The sequence below is a fragment of the Polaromonas sp. P4_F4 genome, assembly GCF_056401355.1.
In genome coordinates this window covers 22,719-40,203 of sequence record NZ_JBFUJO010000030.1, presented here as the reverse complement: position 1 = coordinate 40,203, position 17,485 = coordinate 22,719, and the positions used below count along the sequence as shown (strand labels likewise).

At 61.4% G+C, this 17,485-nt stretch carries 17 protein-coding genes and 1 pseudogene; 13 read left to right on the top strand and 5 right to left on the bottom strand.

The genetic code is table 11. The features are described 5' to 3' along the window. Window positions 1-7: 7 nt before the first annotated feature. From AC1DUR_RS22845 to AC1DUR_RS22830, 4 genes and pseudogenes are all read left to right on the top strand, one after another. Window positions 8-325, top strand: a complete 318-nt coding sequence (locus AC1DUR_RS22845; RefSeq protein WP_477722188.1) for a Dabb family protein — start codon at window positions 8-10, stop codon at window positions 323-325. Beyond that, window positions 322-1,398 carry a maleylacetate reductase gene (locus AC1DUR_RS22840; RefSeq protein WP_477722187.1) on the top strand — a complete coding sequence of 359 codons (1,077 nt, stop codon included), beginning with the start codon at window positions 322-324 and terminating at the stop codon, window positions 1,396-1,398. The genes AC1DUR_RS22845 and AC1DUR_RS22840 overlap by 4 nt, the downstream gene beginning before the upstream one ends. Before the next feature lie 45 nt (window positions 1,399-1,443). Further along, a pseudogene (locus tag AC1DUR_RS22835) lies at window positions 1,444-1,694 on the top strand (CoA-transferase); the annotation flags it as partial. A gap of 350 nt (window positions 1,695-2,044) precedes the next feature. Continuing rightward, window positions 2,045-2,296 (top strand): DUF2274 domain-containing protein, encoded by a 252-nt coding sequence (locus AC1DUR_RS22830; RefSeq protein ID WP_477722186.1) that lies wholly within the window; start codon window positions 2,045-2,047, stop codon window positions 2,294-2,296. Window positions 2,297-2,677: 381 nt separating this feature from the next. Here AC1DUR_RS22830 and AC1DUR_RS22825 read toward each other — a convergent pair whose 3' ends face one another. Together AC1DUR_RS22825 and AC1DUR_RS22820 are read right to left on the bottom strand one after the other, a co-directional pair. Continuing rightward, the gene (locus AC1DUR_RS22825; protein WP_477722185.1) at window positions 2,678-3,700 is read right to left on the bottom strand and encodes a nucleotidyl transferase AbiEii/AbiGii toxin family protein; all 1,023 of its coding nucleotides are present in this window, start codon (window positions 3,698-3,700) and stop codon (window positions 2,678-2,680) included. Then, the gene (locus tag AC1DUR_RS22820; protein WP_477722184.1) at window positions 3,693-4,289 is read right to left on the bottom strand and encodes a DUF6088 family protein; all 597 of its coding nucleotides are present in this window, start codon (window positions 4,287-4,289) and stop codon (window positions 3,693-3,695) included. The genes AC1DUR_RS22825 and AC1DUR_RS22820 overlap by 8 nt, the downstream gene beginning before the upstream one ends. Window positions 4,290-4,463: 174 nt before the next feature. On the opposite strand from AC1DUR_RS22820, the gene AC1DUR_RS22815 reads away from it, so the two are divergent. Both AC1DUR_RS22815 and AC1DUR_RS22810 read left to right on the top strand, forming a co-directional pair. After that, complete coding sequence (locus AC1DUR_RS22815) at window positions 4,464-5,063, top strand: hypothetical protein (RefSeq protein WP_477722183.1); 600 nt, start codon at window positions 4,464-4,466, stop codon at window positions 5,061-5,063. Continuing rightward, window positions 5,060-6,187, top strand: a complete 1,128-nt coding sequence (locus AC1DUR_RS22810) for an ImmA/IrrE family metallo-endopeptidase (RefSeq protein ID WP_477722182.1) — start codon at window positions 5,060-5,062, stop codon at window positions 6,185-6,187. The genes AC1DUR_RS22815 and AC1DUR_RS22810 overlap by 4 nt, the downstream gene beginning before the upstream one ends. A 203-nt stretch (window positions 6,188-6,390) precedes the next feature. On the opposite strand, the gene AC1DUR_RS22805 is transcribed toward AC1DUR_RS22810, so the two are convergent. Both AC1DUR_RS22805 and AC1DUR_RS22800 read right to left on the bottom strand, forming a co-directional pair. Beyond that, window positions 6,391-7,677 carry a hypothetical protein gene (locus AC1DUR_RS22805; RefSeq protein ID WP_477722181.1) on the bottom strand — a complete coding sequence of 429 codons (1,287 nt, stop codon included), beginning with the start codon at window positions 7,675-7,677 and terminating at the stop codon, window positions 6,391-6,393. 206 nt (window positions 7,678-7,883) lie between these two features. Beyond that, window positions 7,884-8,807, bottom strand: coding sequence for a LysR substrate-binding domain-containing protein (locus AC1DUR_RS22800; RefSeq protein ID WP_477722180.1), 924 nt, complete (start codon window positions 8,805-8,807; stop codon window positions 7,884-7,886). Between the two features lie 306 nt (window positions 8,808-9,113). Here AC1DUR_RS22800 and AC1DUR_RS22795 point away from each other — a divergent pair, with 306 nt between their 5' ends. Together AC1DUR_RS22795 and AC1DUR_RS22790 are read left to right on the top strand one after the other, a co-directional pair. Continuing rightward, the gene (locus tag AC1DUR_RS22795) at window positions 9,114-10,313 is read left to right on the top strand and encodes a CaiB/BaiF CoA transferase family protein (protein WP_477722179.1); all 1,200 of its coding nucleotides are present in this window, start codon (window positions 9,114-9,116) and stop codon (window positions 10,311-10,313) included. A 55-nt stretch (window positions 10,314-10,368) separates the two neighbouring features. Then, entirely contained in the window at window positions 10,369-11,400 is a 1,032-nt protein-coding gene (locus AC1DUR_RS22790) for an AraC family transcriptional regulator (RefSeq protein ID WP_477722178.1), read from the top strand. A 145-nt stretch (window positions 11,401-11,545) separates the two neighbouring features. On the opposite strand, the gene AC1DUR_RS22785 is transcribed toward AC1DUR_RS22790, so the two are convergent. Next, the gene (locus AC1DUR_RS22785) at window positions 11,546-12,451 is read right to left on the bottom strand and encodes a LysR family transcriptional regulator (protein WP_477722177.1); all 906 of its coding nucleotides are present in this window, start codon (window positions 12,449-12,451) and stop codon (window positions 11,546-11,548) included. A 184-nt stretch (window positions 12,452-12,635) separates the two neighbouring features. On the opposite strand from AC1DUR_RS22785, the gene AC1DUR_RS22780 reads away from it, so the two are divergent. The 5 genes from AC1DUR_RS22780 to AC1DUR_RS22760 all read left to right on the top strand — a co-directional run bounded on the left by AC1DUR_RS22780 (window position 12,636) and on the right by AC1DUR_RS22760 (window position 17,444). After that, window positions 12,636-13,634, top strand: coding sequence for a tripartite tricarboxylate transporter substrate binding protein (locus AC1DUR_RS22780; protein WP_477722176.1), 999 nt, complete (start codon window positions 12,636-12,638; stop codon window positions 13,632-13,634). A 13-nt stretch (window positions 13,635-13,647) separates the two neighbouring features. Continuing rightward, entirely contained in the window at window positions 13,648-14,655 is a 1,008-nt protein-coding gene (locus tag AC1DUR_RS22775; RefSeq protein ID WP_477722175.1) for an NADPH:quinone oxidoreductase family protein, read from the top strand. Window positions 14,656-14,794: 139 nt separating this feature from the next. Next, the gene (locus AC1DUR_RS22770) at window positions 14,795-15,982 is read left to right on the top strand and encodes a CaiB/BaiF CoA transferase family protein (RefSeq protein WP_477722174.1); all 1,188 of its coding nucleotides are present in this window, start codon (window positions 14,795-14,797) and stop codon (window positions 15,980-15,982) included. Between the two features lie 24 nt (window positions 15,983-16,006). Further along, on the top strand, window positions 16,007-16,300 hold the full coding sequence (locus tag AC1DUR_RS22765; protein ID WP_477722173.1) for an AMP-binding enzyme: 294 nt from the start codon (window positions 16,007-16,009) through the stop codon (window positions 16,298-16,300). A 136-nt stretch (window positions 16,301-16,436) separates the two neighbouring features. Continuing rightward, the gene (locus AC1DUR_RS22760; RefSeq protein WP_477722172.1) at window positions 16,437-17,444 is read left to right on the top strand and encodes a tripartite tricarboxylate transporter substrate binding protein; all 1,008 of its coding nucleotides are present in this window, start codon (window positions 16,437-16,439) and stop codon (window positions 17,442-17,444) included. Window positions 17,445-17,485 lie beyond the last annotated feature (41 nt).

Genomic DNA, 17,485 nt, shown 5'->3' with positions numbered 1-17,485 from the left:
GAAAGAAATGATCCGTCACATCGTGATGTGGAACGTGCGCGGCAGCACACCCGAAGAGAAGCGAAGAAACATCGAGCTCGTGCGCCGCGGCTTTCACGGATTGAAGGGACACATCCCCGGGCTGATTCATCTGGAGATTGGCGTCGATGCCAGCCAGGTTGACTACGCATGCGACGTTGTGCTGTACAGCGAATTCGAGTCGCAGGCGGCATTGGACGCGTATGCGAACCATCACGAGCATCTGCGGGTCAGGGACGAGCTGGTGGGCATCCGCATTGAGCGGCACCAAGTGGATTATGAAGCGGCTGACGGGAGATGCCCATGAAGGAATTCATTTACAACGGCCAGCCCTCGCGGGTGGTGTTTGGCGCCGGTGCCCTGAAACACCTGGAACGGGAGATCGAGTTGCTGGGAGCACGCAGGGCGCTGGTGCTGTCGACACCCGAGCAGCGGAGCCAGGCGCAGATGGTGGCGGACCGCATTGGGCATCGCGCTGCCGGCATCTTCCCGAGAGCCGTGATGCATGTACCGATAGAGACGGCACGTGAAGCGCGGGAGGAAGCGCGCCGACTGGGGGCGGATTGCGCGATTGCCATTGGCGGCGGCTCTACCACGGGCCTGGGCAAGGCAATCGCGCTGGATTCAGGTCTGCCCATTCTGGCCATCCCCACTACTTATGCCGGTAGCGAGATGACGCCGATCTACGGCATCACCGAGGCCGGGTTGAAGAAGACCGGAAAAGATCCGCGCGTGCTGCCGCGCACAGTCATCTACGACCCGGAACTGACCCTGACTTTGCCCGTGGCACTGAGCGTGACCAGCGGCATGAATGCGATTGCGCATGCCGTCGAAGGCCTATATGCACAGGACAGCAACCCGGTAATGGACCTGATGGCCGAGGAAGGCATACGCGCCATCGCGCAGGCCTTGCCCGCCATCGGCCGGTGTGCCGATGATCTGGGCGCGCGCGGCGAGGCGCTGTACGGTGCCTGGCTCTGCGGCGTGGTGCTTGGCAACGTGGGTATGGCCTTGCACCACAAGCTGTGCCACACCTTGGGCGGCAGCTTCAATCTGCCGCATGCCGAGGTGCACACCGTCGTATTGTCCCAGGCTGTGGCATTCAATGCGCAGGCCGCGCCAAAGGCCATGGCCCGCATTGCTCGCGCCCTCGGGACTACGGGCCGCGCCAGCGCCGCAGCGGGGTTGTTCGACTTGGCCCGCGACAACGGGGCGCCGGTGGCGCTGAAAGATATCGGCATGCAAGCGGCAGATCTAGACCACGCCGCCGACCTTGCGGTCCGCAACCCATACTGGAACCCGCGCCCCATCGGCCCAGCGCAGCGCGACGAAATCCGACAATTGCTGCAACGCGCATATGAAGGCGTGCGACCGGATTGACGATCACCCTGGAACAACTCTGCTCATTTCGCTGAATATTCCAGGATCGACAAGATTTCTCCTTCCATCGCGGACCCGCTGACGGGGGGCAAGACGGATCCACCGTCCTGATTCGTGGCTTTGGCACCGCCGGCATTCCGGGTGAACTCATCGCCGGCCTGATCGACCAGGGCGCGCGCGAACTCACCATGGTGAACAAAAACGCCGGCAACGGCAACACCGGCCTGGCCGCGCTGCTCCTGGCAGGCTGCGTGCGCGAGATCATCTGCAGCTTCCCGCGCCAGGCCGACAGCCAACCTTGGCCACTCCAATCCGCGTGTCGTCGCTCTGCCATTATCGACCAGGCAAAACGCGTTGGCGATCCATCTAATGACTCAGACCAGCCGTGAGGCGCACCCGGTGCTTGCCCGTGCACTGTGAAAACGCAGCTTCTTGCAGGTGTGCTGCGTACTGGTCGATGTGGGCCCCGAGTGGGCCTGAGCGCAGACGCGCAAGGCAGCATGGACGTTTGAAATAGAACTCGATGGTCATCGTGACTTCTCCCACGGTTGAAGGAGAAGTCATCGTCGGACTATGCCGAACGGAATGCCTCGCTATAGACGGTGGTCTCTGCCGTCAGCGAAGTGGTTCGGCATAACGTGGGCCATTGCCCAAGACAGAGACGGTGAAGGTGACCATTTCATTGACGGTCGCACTCAAAGATGAGTTGGAACTGTACGCAGCAGAGTTCAGTCGATTGCACGAGCCGGCGGATGCGGTGGTTTTGATTCCGCACATGCTGGAAGCATTCATCCGGTCTGATCGCGGCTACCGGGCGCGCCGTGCATCCGTCACGAACACCCGGCAGAAGGCTGCGACAGCGATGGAGAGCGGGCCGAATCAGAGCCGTCCTGGCTGATTGTCGTTCTGCAATGGTTGCTCCAGTCGGCATTGCCTTGGCAAGGTAAGAACGGTCTATTGGAGTGTTGAATCTGGGGCTGATGCGATCGCCAGTGTTTGTGGCATTTCTTAGTCATTTGTCAACAAAAGACTAGAAAATACAACTCTATGGAGTGGTTCTGGCTGCCGCCTTTTTCACTCGAAGTGGGGTCTTCAGCATTCGTTGAACACCATACTTCTGGTGAACAGGCTTGATGCGGGGTTCCGATGTGGGTGATGGTGAGCAAGGACTTGATCTTGCGGCTGTAGCCATTCGGGTTTGGTTGTCCAATCTTTTGATTGAACTTCGCATAAGAGAAGTGGACATCAGGGACACTGGGTAGCCCGTCTTTGTTGAAAGTTAAGGCGAGGATTTATTTGCATTGGCCTTCTGCTGAATAGTCTTGCACCGCTCCAGCAAAGACTCGAATGGCTCGGCATCATCGAGAAATAAACCATCATCGACCATGTCCTGATAGTCGGTGGCCAATTTGGCCAGCGCGCCGTCATCAGGTACGAGCTGGAGTCCCCCGGAGACGGCAAGGTGATAGTCGACGACGTCACCTTGCGTATTTTTCTCTGCAAAGAACACACTTTTGTGATCAGCGACGGCCTGGGCAAGTGCTTTGTCCGCGATGGCGGCATCTGCGAATCCGGCGGCATCCAGTCGGGCCACGTCATGCCAGTGACGCGCGAAGCGGTCGCCCCCACGGAACTCGCCTTGTGCGCAAAAGACATGAATCGCTGTGGCCTTTTCCCAAAAGGTTCGCTCAGCCCGCATGACCTGTGGCGTTGCGGTAGGAAACTCTACCCCCTGTAGATGCTCGGTCGCATCACAGCGGATAGCGCGTGACTCGCTGGGTTCACCGGTTGAGCGGGCACCGAACTCCAACATGACGGACGACGGAACATAGCCCGTACCGGTGGCCAGTGGTTCGTAATCGATAAAAACTTTGTCGCCCTCGGCCCGCACTGCTGCTGGTAGGCTTTGCTGCAAAAGGTCTTGTTTGAGCCGGGGCACGATCTCGGCATCTACCCAGCTTGAGAGGCGGACACGAATCTCTTTGCTCCACTTCTTTTCCTGGCTCTTGCTGGTCGGCAAGGGCGAACCCGTGCCGCCAATCAAATCGCTTGCGATGGCTCGGATGTCATAGGTCAAGTCCACGTCTTCGGAGAAGCGACGGATGACACCATAGGCCTTTGACAAGGATGTGCCGCCCTTGAAGACGAGATGCTGAGCGTAGGGGCCGGTAAAGAGGTGTCGCAATGACCAGACCACCCAGATGTCTTTTTCCAACAAGTGCGGCGGAATGCCGGATGTGTTGGCAGCCGTATTCAGCGCTTCCAGGCGTTCGGCGGTGGAGAGCTGGAAGAACTCAGCCATGCGCCACCAGAGCGCTCACCTCTTGGGCCATCCAGGTTGGCAGGCGTGCACGCGCCGCCGCTACTTCTTTCAGTTCCGAGGCAGGTAGTTTGGCGCTCAGTTTACGGATGGCTTCGCCAGCTTTCTCTGGGCCAAGCCAGGCCAATGCCCGCACCACATCGCCGGCAGCTCGGCCGGGGAAGATCAATTGCCAGATCGGCGCGTGCCGGAACTCGACCATCTGCGCGCCCAGTTTCAACTGGCGACTGCGTCCGGACGTGAGATAGACCGCCCGCATCGGGACCTGCGTGGTTAAGCCCAGTGCATTGGCGGCGGCGGCGCCATGAGACACGATGGTTTCCCCGCGCTGGGTTGCCAGACCCTCGACCATCTTGAGGGTTGAGGGGGCACGCGAGCCAAAGCGACTCTCGACGGGGCGGACATAGATGCCTCGGCCAGCGCGCAGCAAGGTGCCGCGCCCCACAAGGCGGGACAGCACTTGGTCCACCGCCGCTCGATTGCCTAGGTGCAGCAGTTCTTTGGCGACCAAAGGTGTGCCCTCCGGCAACCGGGAAGCGTGCTCCAGAATTTGTTTGGCGAGGGTTTGCATGGTGATATCTCTTGATTGGTAGAATTATGACGATATTTCTGACACTTTTCAATGCCTAGGAATGTGAAAACAGAGTCGATCTCACGATCTTTTTGGCTTAAATAGGGCGAAAAGATTGACGAATCTCTGAAATTGCACAAAAATCTGGTTGACGAAATTAAATAAGTGCACAAAATGACCTTGCCATCGCCCTCCGCCTTCAATGCTGAACTTGTATCTGACCGCCTCGAAGCGGTGTCCCAAATGCTGCTGGATGAGTTGTATGCGACGGAAGACGACCTGTCGCGATCCACCGACAGTGGCTATACCCGCGGCTGCACTACCTTTGGCCGGCAGAGGAGCCGGATCATTGCAGAGGCAATGTCGGGTCGGTATGGGTGGCTAGGCCTATCGAATGGCAGCAACGACATCGTCTTCACCATCGGTGGCGTGCCCTGCAGGTTCAGCAACGACGATCCATCGAACCCTTCGAAGGACGCCGTTTTGACGGTCAATCGCTATCAGATGGATTTCCTCGAGTTTGCTGCCAAGGGAGAGCCTGGCCGCTTCTGCTTCATCATTGATCGTGGTCAGAACGGTGCCGCCGAACCCCGGGTCGAGTTCCTTGGCTTCACGCCCAGTGGTGAAGTCGCATGCCGTTGGATATCGAATGCTGTACGCGTCCTGCGGCTGGAAAGTCAACAGTCTTTGGCTCAACCCGTCCAAGTCGCGAAGCCACAAGTGGCTCCGAAGCGGCGCGACGAAGGCGATGCCGCATCCGAAGCGGTGCAATGAGCGACTTCATTGGAACCAACCTTCGACTCATTCGCCTCTTCCATGACCTGTCGCTGACAGAGCTGGGGGAGCTGGTTGGTGTGTCGAAGCAGTTCCTGAGTCGTGTTGAAACAGGCGCCGAATCGGTTTCCGATCAGCTTGAGAACGCGCTGGCAAAAGAGCTGGAAGTCCTTCCGGAATTTTTCTATCACATCGATCTACTTCCGATAGCTGACGAACAGTGTCATTTCCGTCGGCAACTGACCACCAAGGTTGCCTTGCGCCAGGTCGCACGGGCGCGGGGCGAAATGCTCAAGCGCTTGGTCGGGGTGCTGGATGAACATGTCGAGTTACCGCACTACCAAGTTGGTGAGGCCGATCCCGGATCGGCTGAGATGATCGAACACGCAGCGGAGAAGTTCCGTTCACTCTTTGCTCTTGGCCTTGGACCGTTGAGCAATGTCACACGCATCGCGGAGAACGCAGGTGCTGTCGTGATGAAGGTGTATGGCCTGGCACCTGAAATCGATGCTGTGTCCTTCGCGACGAAGCGGCCGTTGATTGCTTTGAACAGCTCCGGTCGTTCGGCATGTCGCGAGCGGTTTGGCATTGCTCACGAGTTGGGACACTTTTCGCTGCACATCGGCGTCATGACTGGGGACCGCTTGACTGAGACACAGGCAAACCGTTTCGCCAGTGCGCTGTTGATGCCACGAAGCACGTTCACCAGTGAATGCCAACTGGCCATCCGTGGCACGCGTCTCAACTGGCCAGGCCTGTCCGAATTGAAGTTGCGTTGGGGTGTGTCAAAGGCGGCGATTATTTTCCGAGGTCGGCAGCTTGGGGTGTTTTCGGATGACCAGGCTAGGGCAGGGTACATCGGGCTCAATCGCCATGGTGAAGCCATACAGGAGTCTGAGGACCATCTGATTGCGAATGAAGAGCCTGAGGTCATCACCGAAAGCTTGAAGGTAATGAAGGAGCACTTTGGCGTACCGCAGTCTGCTGTAGCGCGTGAAATGCGCGTGCAACCAAGTCTGCTGGAGACGCTGTTGATGTCCTCTAACCCGGAGGACAGCGGCAACGTAGTAAGTCTATTGAGGCCGAGCCGGATTATTCGTGATGATCAAGAAATGATCGTTTGATGTTGGTGTTTTCAGTGTCCCCCTGCTGCGATATAGGAGTAATCAGCCGCAGTGATGCGGCTGTCGAACATAGTCCATTTGCGCAATTGTCGAATATGGGTAAGACGCACGTAAGCAGGCTCAATGAGTCCATCCGTTAGTAGGCACCGACACCCAATCTCAGAATGTCGGGCTCCAGCACGGCTTCTTGATCGATGGCCCTCTCACTGCATAGAGCCCACAGTGCCCGGACAGCCTCGTCGCCAACCAGGCCCCAGGGCTCGGTTTTCATAGGTGCGGCCTGCGCCTGTCCATTTTTCTCGAACAATATCGAATACGGGTGTGAGGATGCCGGTTCGTCGTAAGCGTCTGCCCACGGCACCTTGACCGTTGCGTCGGTTCAGGATTGCGGTTGCCAGCGATGCGCCCAGCGCTGCGCCCGCCTTGCGTGCGGCCCGGATCGAGTCGATCACCGAGGTCGCCTCCGAATCGGCGTGCAGGTAAGGGTGGTAGGTGTAGACCGATTTAGCGAAGCCGAGGTAGTCGGTCGCGACCACGGCATAGCCCTGGGCGGCGTACATGGCGGCCAGCAGGGAGGTTTCCCCGTCGGCCGGGTTGACCAGGGTGCGGGGCTTCTGGACATCGGTGCCCTTGGCGTAGGCCACCAGCCCGGCGGCTGCGGTACAGGTGCCGGCCGGCACCAGCATGACGCCCGATGCGTTGGTTTTTTCGCCCTTGACGCCCACGGTGTTGTAGTTGAGCGCCACCACCTTGACATCGCATTTGGCCTTGCGCGTGAGAGTCTGCAGGCCGCTGGCTGCGGTTCCCCCGTCGATCTGGGCGGTTGTGAGGGTGGCTACCACGGCGGCCGGCTCTACCAGCGAGTCGCGTGCCAGGGCCGCGAGAAACGGCGTGCCCGAAAAGGCGCTCAGGCGCAGGTCATTGAGCGTCATGCCCGCCTGAGCCAGCGCGGCGTTCAGGGCGTCGAGCACCTTGTCGTCCAGATCGCCGACCTTGAAGACGCCGGTGAGCAGGTCGCCCGACGGAGCGCTGCCGGTCACGGCCGCCACCTCGGCTTTCACATAGAGCTTGGCGGCGTCCAGTGCGGCCTTGATGGTGCTGCCTCCGGCCGCGTCGAAACTGCCAAATGCCGTGGCGGCATTGGCGCCCAGCGCCTTGCTGACCACCAGGTCGGTCAGCGGCGTGATATTGATGTGTCCCGCCTGCGTGGCGAAACCGTGCAGGGTCACCGTGCCGTTGCTCACTTGCAGCAGGCAGGGTGTGGCCTGGCCACCACTCAGTTCGAGAGAAAAGGTTCCGTCTGCGCCGGTCTTGCCAGACACCGGCGCGCCCGTCGCGCATTTGGCCGTCAGGTTGGCATTGGCGAGCGCAGCGCCGGTGGCCGCCAGACCCGTGATGGTCGGATTGGCCGTCGAAGAGTCGCCGCCGCCGCAGGCAACGAGCAAGGCGGCAGCGCTCAGCGCAGCCAGTTGGAACCTGATTTGTCTCATCCATTTACTCCTGAGTTATAAAAAAGAACGACCGTTCTTTTATTGGAAGATCGTGTTACGTTCTTTAGTCTTCCATGGACTACGGGGTAAGTACCGAGCGCCATTTGCGGTGTTTCGGTAAGGGCGGCCTGAATGCGCCCATCCTTGGCGCGGCGGGCTTGGCCGGTTTTGATGACGTCCCACCAGAACCTGGGGTGTGTTTTACGTCACGGGCTTTTGGGAATCGTGGGAGTCGTGGGTTGTTGGTAGTGGGCACACAGCGTTTCAATCAACGACTCGGCGTAGCGCGGCAGCGCTTTGCGGTCGCGTACCAGGATGAAACGCTCGCGCACGCTCCAGGCATCGGTCAGCTCGATCAGCGCTATGCCCATGCTGGCCTGGTTCCGCCGCGCCGCGGACTCCGGAACGATGCCGACCCCGACACCGGCGCCAATCATGCGGCACATCGCATCAAAGCTGGAGAGCTGGATGCGCAGCTTCAGCGGCTTGCCCAGGCTTTCGACCACCTGCGCCAGAAAGGTTTGCAGCGTGCTGCCGTACTGCATGCCGACAGCGTCTTCGTCCAGCGTTTCGGCAAAGGCAATTTTTTTGCGGCGCGCAAACCGGTGGTTTTTTGCGGTGGCCAGCACCAGGCGGTCGGTGCTGAAGTGAATCGCCTGCAGGCCCAGCGTGTCGACCTTGCCGGCGACGATGCCGATGTCGGCGCGGCCGTCGAGCACGCCGCGCGCAATTTCCGCGTTCGGTTTTTCCTGCAGGTCGATATTGATGTTCGGATTGCTATTGAGGAAGCCGGGCAATATTTCGGGTAAAAAATCCGTCACGGCCGTAGTGTTGGCAAACACCCGCAAATGCCCCCGCAAACCACCGCCATATTCGTGCAGGTCAGCGCGTAGCTGCTCGGTCTGGCGCAGCACGCCGCGCGCATGGAATAAAAAAGCCTCACCGGGCGGCGTCAGGCGAACGCCTCTGGCCTCGCGGTAAAACAGGCTCAAGCCGGACTGGGCTTCGAGTGACTTGATGCGCGCGCTGGCCGCGGCCAGCGACAGGTGCTGGCGCTCTGCGGCACGCGTCATGTTGCCTTCGTCAGCGGTCAGTACAAAAAGCCTCAGGTCCGTCAGATCAAATTGCATGGCGCCATGCTAACGCAAAGCACGTCAAGCCTTCGATACTGGTTAAGTCTTTGTCATGCGCCGTAGTGAATGCGTAATGGGAGAACGAAGAAGGCGAGACCAAGGAGGTGTGATTGAGCCTCCGTAATTTCAAAAGTCTTGGCGCTGAATTGGCAGGTTGCATTGACCGGCGCCCCGTGTGACGACGGCATGCCATGACAGTCTTGCCGGTCTCCTGATCTTTCTGGTCAATCAGATTGAACACTTTCGCCATTGCTGCGGGAGGATAGCTTGCCTAGACTGGCGCGCACTCCACGAAAGCTGTTCATGCCCGAGTCTTCTCCTTCCCCGGCCCCGATCTCCGCCGCCCGCGGCGCGCCCCTGCAGGGCGTGCGTGTGCTGGACCTGACCCGCCTGCTGCCGGGACCCATGAGCACCCTGCACCTGGGCGACCTGGGTGCGGACGTGATCAAGGTGGAGGACACCGGCGCAGGGGACTATGCCGCCGAGGCAGTGCGCACCCTGGTCAACCGCAACAAGCGCGCCATCCGCATCGACCTCAAACAGCCAGCCGGCGTGGCCGCGTTGCTGCGCCTGTGCGAGCAGGCCGACGTGCTGGTGGAGGGCTTTCGCCCCGGTGTGATGGAGCGGCTTGGCGTGGGTTATTCCGCGGTTGCGCGCATCAACCCGCGTATTGTTTATTGCAGCCTGAGCGGCTACGGCCAGACCGGCCCGTACCGGGATGCCCCGGGGCATGACGTCAACTACAGCGCGTTCGCGGGCATGGCCGACCAGATGGGCAGCGACGCGCAGTCGCTGGCCCTGTCCAATGTGCCGGTGGCGGACCTGTTGGGTGGCTCCATGACAGCGGTGATGGGCATTCTCGCCGCGCTGTTCGACGCCGCGCGAACCGGCGCCGGCCGCCACGTCGACGTGGCCATTGCCGACGGCCTGCTGGCGCATGCGGTGCTGCCGCTGGCGGCGCTCAACGCGCACGGCCGGACCGAGCCCGCTGGCGGCGCCAAGCTGACCGGCGCACTGCCGTGTTACGCCATGTATGAGACGGCTGACGGCCGTTTTGTGGCCGTCGGTGCGCTGGAACGAAAATTCTGGGACACCTTCTGCGACTTGATCGAACGCCCCGACCTCCAGCCGCATCATCACCCCATCGCGCCTGCGCAAGCCGAGAAGGTGCGCGCGGAACTCACGGCGCTGGTTGGCGCCCGGCCGCTGGCCTATTGGATTGACAAGTTGCGCGGCTCCGACTGTTGCGTCACACCCGTGCTCAAGCTGGAAGAAACCCTGGCAAACGAGCAGTTCCTGGCGCGCGAGATGGTGGTGCCTGGGATCACTGGGTCCGGCCAGCGGTTCGTGCAATTGGCCTGTCCGGTCAAAATGACCGGCTTCAAGTTTTCCGTGCGACACCCCGCCCCTGGCCCGGGGCAGCACACGGATGAGATCCTGCGCCAGGCGGGTTACACCGCGGGCGAGGTGGACGCCCTGCACAGTCAGGGCGCCGTCGCCTGAGTCGAGTTGGCCCATGGGGCACTCACGCCGTACCGCAACACACTAAACTGGCTTGATGTTGGCGCCCATCACCCACCACACCATTCCCATTGCGCAGGTCATCCAGATTCTGCAGGGGGTGGTTCAGCGCGGGCGGAACGTCAACGCTATTTTGCGACGTGCGGAAATTTCACCGGCCTTGCTCGACTCGCCGCTGTCACGCGTGACGCAGGGGCAGTACGCCGCGCTGATCCTCGTGTTGCGTCGCGTGACCCAGGACGAACTCTGGGGCCTGTGCAGCCGCCCGCTCAAGCTGGGCAGTTTCGTGCAGTCGTGTCGCCTGCTGGTGCATTGCCGGACGCTGGGCGAGGCACTGCGCACCGGCTTTCAGTTCTATCACCTGATGCTGGACGATTTCGTACCCCGTCTGAGCGTGAACCAGGGTGTGGTATCGGTTCGACTGGTATCCCGTGGCGAGCGCAACCCCATGCTCGACTATGCCGAGCGTTCCTTCTGTTTTTTTACTTATGGTCTGGCCTCCTGGCTGGTGGCGCGCCGGATTCCGCTGCTGGACGTTATCTACCCTGAAGGCGTTGCACGCTACGCCACGGATGCGGAGCGTCTGTTCCAGGCGCCCGTGCACTACGAGCGGGACTGGGTCGGTTTCCGTTTCGATGCGCGCTGGCTGGATTTGCCGGTCGTGCAAAACCCACAAAGCCTGGTCGAGTTCCTGCGGCAGGCACCCGCCAGCCTGCTGGTCAAATACCGTGACCAGACCAGCCTGACGGAGCGCATCCGCCGTTTGTTGCGGCGCTCCCTGGCCGAGGAGTTGCCGTCGCTGGAGGTGGTGGGGCAGTCCTTGGCCATGACGCCGCAGACGTTGCGCCGCCGCTTGCGCGACGAAGGGCAGGGTTATCAGGCGATCAAGGATGACCTGCGTCGCGATGTGGCCATCGAGTACCTCGCCCGGCCCGAACTCACGCTGCCCGACATCGCCAACCGGCTCGGGTTTTCCGAAGCCAGTACCTTTCACCGCGCTTTCAAGGGCTGGACCGGGCTGTCGCCGGGCGTGTATCGGCAGACCCATCTGTCATCAGCCGCATCCTGATCGTTTCTGTCAACCGATTTTTCACGCGGCGGCAAGGGGAGTTTCGTACGTTTGTTGCACTTGGTTGGCATGGGCCAGTATGGCGGTGGAGGCATCGCATATTGGCGGAGATCGAGCTCTTCCCGTTGAGTCCTGGCCGGGCAGATCAAGCGCCCTCATCCTGGCACCACTGCACTGCCGCATCCCGAAAATCCCGGCAGATGGGCGACAGGTAGCCGTCCCGGCGCCAGATGATCGCGAGTTCGTGCTGCCATGACATGCCCGGACCCTCTATGGCTTCCAGCCCCTGGCCTTCCGCCTGTTGCAGGATGCGCGTCGGCATGATGCCCAGCAGGTCGGAGTAGCGCAACAACTGGGAAAAGGCGACGGGTGAAGACGTGCTTTCCACAGCCAACCTGGGTGCATGCAGGCCGATAGATGTGAAGCGTTCTTCCAGCCACTGCCGCAAGTACAGCGATGCCGCAGGCATGGCCCAGCGTTCATCGGCGAGGTCAGCCAGTGTCTTGAAATCGGCTCGGCGGGGATGGTGGGTGCGGGCCACAATCTGCAAGGTTAGTGGCCCCAGCGGCAGGTGAGCCAAGTCATCGGGCCAGATGCTAGGCTTAGGCTTGGCCGCCAGAATCAGATCTACTTCGCCGCCCTGCAGCAAAGCCACTAACCGGGCGCTCAAATGGGTTTCTATCGAAAACGTGGCCAGCGGGCGATTGACCAAGAATTTGGCCAGCAGCGGCGAGAGCAGCGAGGGCACAAAGTACGGCAACGCTCCCACGCGGACCACGCCGGACTTGGCTACTCGCTGGTCGACCAGCTCGCTTTCCATGTCCTTGACGGCCAGCAGGACCTTCCCCGCGTGCTGCAGCAGCGTCTGGCCGGGCTTGGTGAGCAAGACGCCGCGCGGCGTCCGCTCAAACAGCTGCATGCCCACCTCACGCTCCAGTCGTGCCAGCGTTTTGGAGAGCGCAGACTGGGTCTGCCCCAGGGCGTCAGCAGCCCGGTGCAGGCCACCATACTGGGCCACGCTCTGGAAAACATTCAAATCTTCAAGCCGCATGCTGTCTCCGATTCTCACGTGAATGGCTGAACCTAATGTAACTTTAGAGCTTAACTCCAGAGCCCGCAAGGAATCACCTGCGCCACCAGCGGAATCACCCCACCGCCATAGCCGCCCTAAACTGAACCCAAGGCACTCACCGCCAGACAGAGTGAGGCCTAGAAGTATTCAACAGGAGACAACCATGCGAACAAACACATCAGGACGCGGCCTGCGTCGGCGAACCTTTGCAGCCGCTGCTGCCATGGCGTGGGCAGCCCCTAGCGCCATGGCTGCAGACGCTGACACCTACCCGTCACGCCCTATCACCATCATCGTCCCCTCAGCGGCGGGCAATGTGAACGATGCGGTGGCCCGCCTGATTGGCCAGGAGTTGACCAAGACCTGGGGCCAGGCGGTGATCGTGGAGAACAAGCCAGGCGCGGGAACCACCATCGGCACCAAATTTGTCGCACGCGCCCCCAAAGACGGCTATACGGCGTTGCTGACCTTCACGGCGCATGTGCAGAACCCCTCGCTGTACCCCCAGACAAGCTACGACCCGATCAGGGACTTTGAGCCGGTAAGCGAAATTGCGTTGTCCTCCGTTATTGTCGCGGTATCACCCGATTTCCCGGCCAGGACGCTGCCGGACATCGTGGCCCTGGTTAAGGCCAACCCTGGCAAACATTCGTACGGGTCCTACGGCATGGGCACCACGGGGCACATCCTGGGCGAGTTGCTCAAGCGTGAAGCAGGCCTGGAGATGGAGCATATCGCCTACAAGGGCGGCGCCCCGCTGGCCACAGACCTGGTCGCAGGGCACGTCAAGATCGGGCTGATTGCCGTCGGCACGGCCATGCCGATGCTGAAGGCGGGCAGGCTGATTCCCGTGGCCATCACCGGCGACAAGCGCTCCAGCATGCTGCCCAATGTGCCGACCTTCCTCGAATCCGGCTACAAGGGGTTTGAGCCGGATGCCTGGATGGGCATGCTATTTCCCGCCGGTACGCCCAAGGCACGCAGCGATGCGTTGTCGCGTGAAATCGCCCGCATTGTCAGAACGCCCGAGATTGCCAAGCGCCTGCGGGATTTGAACCTGGTTCCCATCGGCAATACGCCCGAGGAATTTGCCACCGTGCTGAGGAACGACTACGAGAAGTGGTCGCGGGTGATCAAGCAGCTCGGCATCAAAGGCGAATGACGGAGGACGCAACATGGACGATTTTGAAGCACTGGTCTGCACACACTGGGGGCACTGGCGCGAGCTGGCCCTGCAGCGGGTGCAACGAATACCGCTGGCCCCAGGGCAGGTGCGCATCCGCGTCCGTCACGCAGGGGTGGGTTTTGCCGTCAGCCTGTTTGTGTCCGGAAAATATCAGCGCAAACCGCCGCTGCCTTTCACACCGGGCACCGAAGCCTCGGGTGAGATCATCGAAGTGGCACCTGATGTCACTCGGCTTTATCCCGGGCAGCGCGTGATGGCCGCGCTGGACTGGGGAGCCTTTGGCGAAGAAGTAGTCACCACTGCCGAAACCGTCTACCCGTTGCCCGAAGCGCTGAACCTGGCCGACGCTGCTGCCCTGCCAATCACCTACGGCACGGCCTGGGCGGCACTGGAGTGGCGCGCCCACCTGCAGCCAGGCGACACCTTGTTGGTGCATGGCGCGAGTGGCGCACTGGGCATGGCAGCGGTGCAAATTGGCCGCCTGATGGGCGCACAGGTCATCGCCACCGCCAGCACTGAAGCCAAGCGCGTCGCAGCCTTGCACAACGGCGCCCACCATGCGTTGCCGTCTGATGCTGAAGCCCTGGCGGCATCGGTCAAGGCGCTGTGCCCCAAGGGCGGTGTGGATGTGGTGTTTGACCCGGTGGGCGGGGACTTGTTTGATGCGTCGCTGCGCTGCACCGCCCCCGAAGCCCGCATGCTGGTCATCGGCTTTGCCAGCGGGCGCATTCCCAACGCGGCGGCCAACCTGCTGCTGGTCAAGAACGTGTCACTGATCGGCTTCAACTACGGCTATTACATTGGATGGGGCCTGACCGACGAGCGCAAGCGTTACGCGCCCCAGGTGCAAGGCGTCATTGCCCGGCTGCTCGACGCCTTGGCCAACGGCAGCATGCTACCGCCGATGACGCAGCACTTTGCGCTTTCCCAATGGAAAGAAGCCATTGAAACCACCATGTCACGGCGTGCCGTTGGCAAGGTCATATTGGACCTGTAGGCCACGCCATGGCGATAGCCAGATTCAACGCGACGGATTCATTCAACTACTTGGAGACAAGCATGCACATGCAGCAATTCATAGCCCTCATACACGAAATTATGCAGGTCAATGCCGCATTTCTGAGGTCTTTGGTCGCATGACAAACGATATCAGTGGCCGCCACGACGAGCCTGCGTTGGAGGGCCTGACCGTACTCGACCTGAGCCAGGGCATTGCTGGGCCCTACTGCGGCATGCTACTGCGCCAGCAGGGCGCGCGCGTCATCAAGGTCGAGCCGCCCTTTGGCGACTGGGGTCGCCAGATGGGCCGGTCACGCGCAGGGCAGACAGCCATTTCCATTGCCTACAACGCGGGCAAGGAAAGCGTCGTGCTCGACACGCGCACGGCCGAGGGGCGCGCCGCCCTGCGCGGTCTTGCGGACAAGGCCGACGTAGTCATTCAGAACTTTCGCCCCGGCGTGGCCGAGCGCATGGGGGTCGGCTATGCCGACCTCGCGCAGACCAACCCGAGGCTGGTTTACGTCTCCATATCCGGCTTCGGCAGCGAGGGTCCGTTGGCCGGCTTGCCGGCGCTGGACACCACCATGCAGGCTATCAGCGGCCTGATGCACGTCAACCGGGACAGCACGGGGCGGCCGCGGCGCATCGGCTTTTTCCTGGTCGATGTGTCCACCGGACTCTACGCCGCGCAGAACGCTGCCTCGGCGCTCTTCCGCGTGGCCCGCACGGGCCGCGGGCGGCATGTCCAAGTCTCCATGCTGCAGGCAAGCACCGCGCTGCAGTCATACTTGATCATGGATGACGCCATGTTTCCCGGTGATGAGTCCGCTGTGTTCAACGCGCCTACCGGCCTGTTCGACACAGCTGACGGCATGCTCTACGTCAGCATGCTGAACGATGCCATGTTCCAACGTCTGGCCCGCCTGCTGGGTTGTGACGACTGGCTGGCCGACGCTGGGCTGCGAACTGGCGCCGGCCGTATGCCTCGCGCCGAGGAGCTGAATCAACGCGTCGCGCAAATACTGATGGCGAGGACGACCGAACACTGGGAGGCCTTGCTGACTGCGCAAGACATCTTGTTTGGTCGCATCGGCCATCCTCGTGATCTGCGCAACAACCCGCAAGCCCTGCATACCGGACTTTTCACGTCCCTGGCGCAGCCGGGCCTGGGCGAACTGCCTTGGCCGGGATTCCCCGGCCAGAGCGGCACGCAACCCCCGCCCGGCGAGGCGCCGGCACTGGGACAGCACACCGAGACGGTGCTTGGCGAGTTTGGCTTTGCAGGCGCACAGATTGTGCGCGCGGAGACACCGCCCCATTCTTGACAATCCCACCCCCAAGGAACTTCTGTGAATCCCATCAAAAGAGCCGTCACCAGACCGGCGGCGATGGCCAGCTGCGCGGTGATTGGCGTGCCGAGCGGGCAGTGGGGCGAGGCCGTGCACGCCGTGGTGGTGTTGCGTCCAGGGTGTCAAGCCGATGAACAGGCACTGCGTGATCACTGCCGCACGCGGCTGGCTGGGTACAAGTGCCCGAAGACGGTGGACTTCATGGAGGCGCTGCCGCTTTCGGCCGCCGGCAAGGTGCTCAAGAGCCGTTTGCGCGAGCCGGTCTGGCAAGGCCGCAGCCAACGGGTGAATTGAACATTTTTGCCAATCATTTTGTGCCAAACGGCGATTGGCGCGGCACCTTGATCCTTCCACACTAGAGCCCATGGCCACATTGCCGAGGCGCTGTTGCCGCAGCGTTTTCATTCTTACGAATAACCGGAGACAAAGCATGAATCCTTTCCGCCGTACCACCCTGCAACTGGCTCTTGGCGCCACGCTGGCCGCAGCGATAGGTGCGGCGCCTGTAGCCGTGCAGGCACAGGCTGCCGTCTCTGTGAATGGCTATCCCAGCAAGCCGATCCGTGTCGTGGTGCCTTACCCGGCGGGTGGCGGTGCCGACTTCATTGGCCGCGCCATCGGCACGCAGCTCAACCAGGCTTGGGGTGTTCCCGTGGTGGTGGAGAACAAGCCGGGCGCCAGCGGGATCACCGGCAACGACATCGTGGCCAAGTCGGCGCCGGATGGCTATACGGTGTTGATCGGCATCACCGCGATGATCCAGACGCCCGCGCTGTATGCCAAGCTGCCCTATGACGTGGTGAAGGACTTCGCGCCGGTGTCGCAGCTGGCCTTGTCCGCGGACCTGTTTGTGGTGCCGCGCGAGGCAGCTGCAAAGTCGCTGCCGGAATTTGTGGCCCTGGCCAAAGGCAATTCCGGGAAATACAACTACGGCAACTATGGCAACGGCACTTCATCGCACATGCATGGCGAGTTGCTGAAGATGAAGGCGGGCGTGGACCTGGTTGCCGTCCCCTACAAGGGCGCGGCACCTCTGGTTAACGATGTGCTGGGCGGGCAACTGGCCTCGGCCTTCATTGATGTGTCGTCGGCCAATCCATACCTTAAGTCCGACAAGTTCCGCATTCTGGCCATTACCGGCATGCAGCGTCACCCGGCGGTGCCTGATGTGCCAACTTTCGCGGAGCTCGGCTACAGCGGCTTTGAGTCCAATGGCTGGTTTGGCGCTTTTGTGGCGGCCGGTACGCCCAAGCCCATCGTGGACAAGCTCTCGGCCGAGATTCGCCGGATCGTGCGTTCACCCGAGCTCAGTGGCCGCCTGACGGCCATGGGGTTGCGTCCGGTGGGCGGTACGCCTGAAGAGCTGGCTGGTGTCATGGCGCGCGATATGCCGATGTGGACCAGGATCGTCAAGGACGCTCGTATTTCGATCGACTGAGCGAGCGGCATCCATCCCTATTTAACTGCAACCAGGAAAGT

Excerpts from the sequence above, each read along its gene's own strand:
- AC1DUR_RS22810 (WP_477722182.1), top strand. The coding sequence starts at position 5,060 with ATGAGCGACTTCATTGGAACCAACCTTCGACTCATTCGCCTCTTCCAT.
- AC1DUR_RS22800 (WP_477722180.1), bottom strand. The coding sequence starts at position 8,807 with ATGCAATTTGATCTGACGGACCTGAGGCTTTTTGTACTGACCGCTGAC.
- AC1DUR_RS22790 (WP_477722178.1), top strand. The coding sequence starts at position 10,369 with ATGTTGGCGCCCATCACCCACCACACCATTCCCATTGCGCAGGTCATC.
- AC1DUR_RS22825 (WP_477722185.1), bottom strand. The coding sequence starts at position 3,700 with ATGGCTGAGTTCTTCCAGCTCTCCACCGCCGAACGCCTGGAAGCGCTG.
- AC1DUR_RS22845 (WP_477722188.1), top strand. The coding sequence starts at position 8 with ATGATCCGTCACATCGTGATGTGGAACGTGCGCGGCAGCACACCCGAA.
- AC1DUR_RS22840 (WP_477722187.1), top strand. The coding sequence starts at position 322 with ATGAAGGAATTCATTTACAACGGCCAGCCCTCGCGGGTGGTGTTTGGC.
- AC1DUR_RS22770 (WP_477722174.1), top strand. The coding sequence starts at position 14,795 with ATGACAAACGATATCAGTGGCCGCCACGACGAGCCTGCGTTGGAGGGC.
- AC1DUR_RS22805 (WP_477722181.1), bottom strand. The coding sequence starts at position 7,677 with ATGAGACAAATCAGGTTCCAACTGGCTGCGCTGAGCGCTGCCGCCTTG.
- AC1DUR_RS22795 (WP_477722179.1), top strand. The coding sequence starts at position 9,114 with ATGCCCGAGTCTTCTCCTTCCCCGGCCCCGATCTCCGCCGCCCGCGGC.
- AC1DUR_RS22815 (WP_477722183.1), top strand. The coding sequence starts at position 4,464 with ATGACCTTGCCATCGCCCTCCGCCTTCAATGCTGAACTTGTATCTGAC.
- AC1DUR_RS22820 (WP_477722184.1), bottom strand. The coding sequence starts at position 4,289 with ATGCAAACCCTCGCCAAACAAATTCTGGAGCACGCTTCCCGGTTGCCG.
- AC1DUR_RS22780 (WP_477722176.1), top strand. The coding sequence starts at position 12,636 with ATGCGAACAAACACATCAGGACGCGGCCTGCGTCGGCGAACCTTTGCA.
- AC1DUR_RS22785 (WP_477722177.1), bottom strand. The coding sequence starts at position 12,451 with ATGCGGCTTGAAGATTTGAATGTTTTCCAGAGCGTGGCCCAGTATGGT.
- AC1DUR_RS22760 (WP_477722172.1), top strand. The coding sequence starts at position 16,437 with ATGAATCCTTTCCGCCGTACCACCCTGCAACTGGCTCTTGGCGCCACG.
- AC1DUR_RS22775 (WP_477722175.1), top strand. The coding sequence starts at position 13,648 with ATGGACGATTTTGAAGCACTGGTCTGCACACACTGGGGGCACTGGCGC.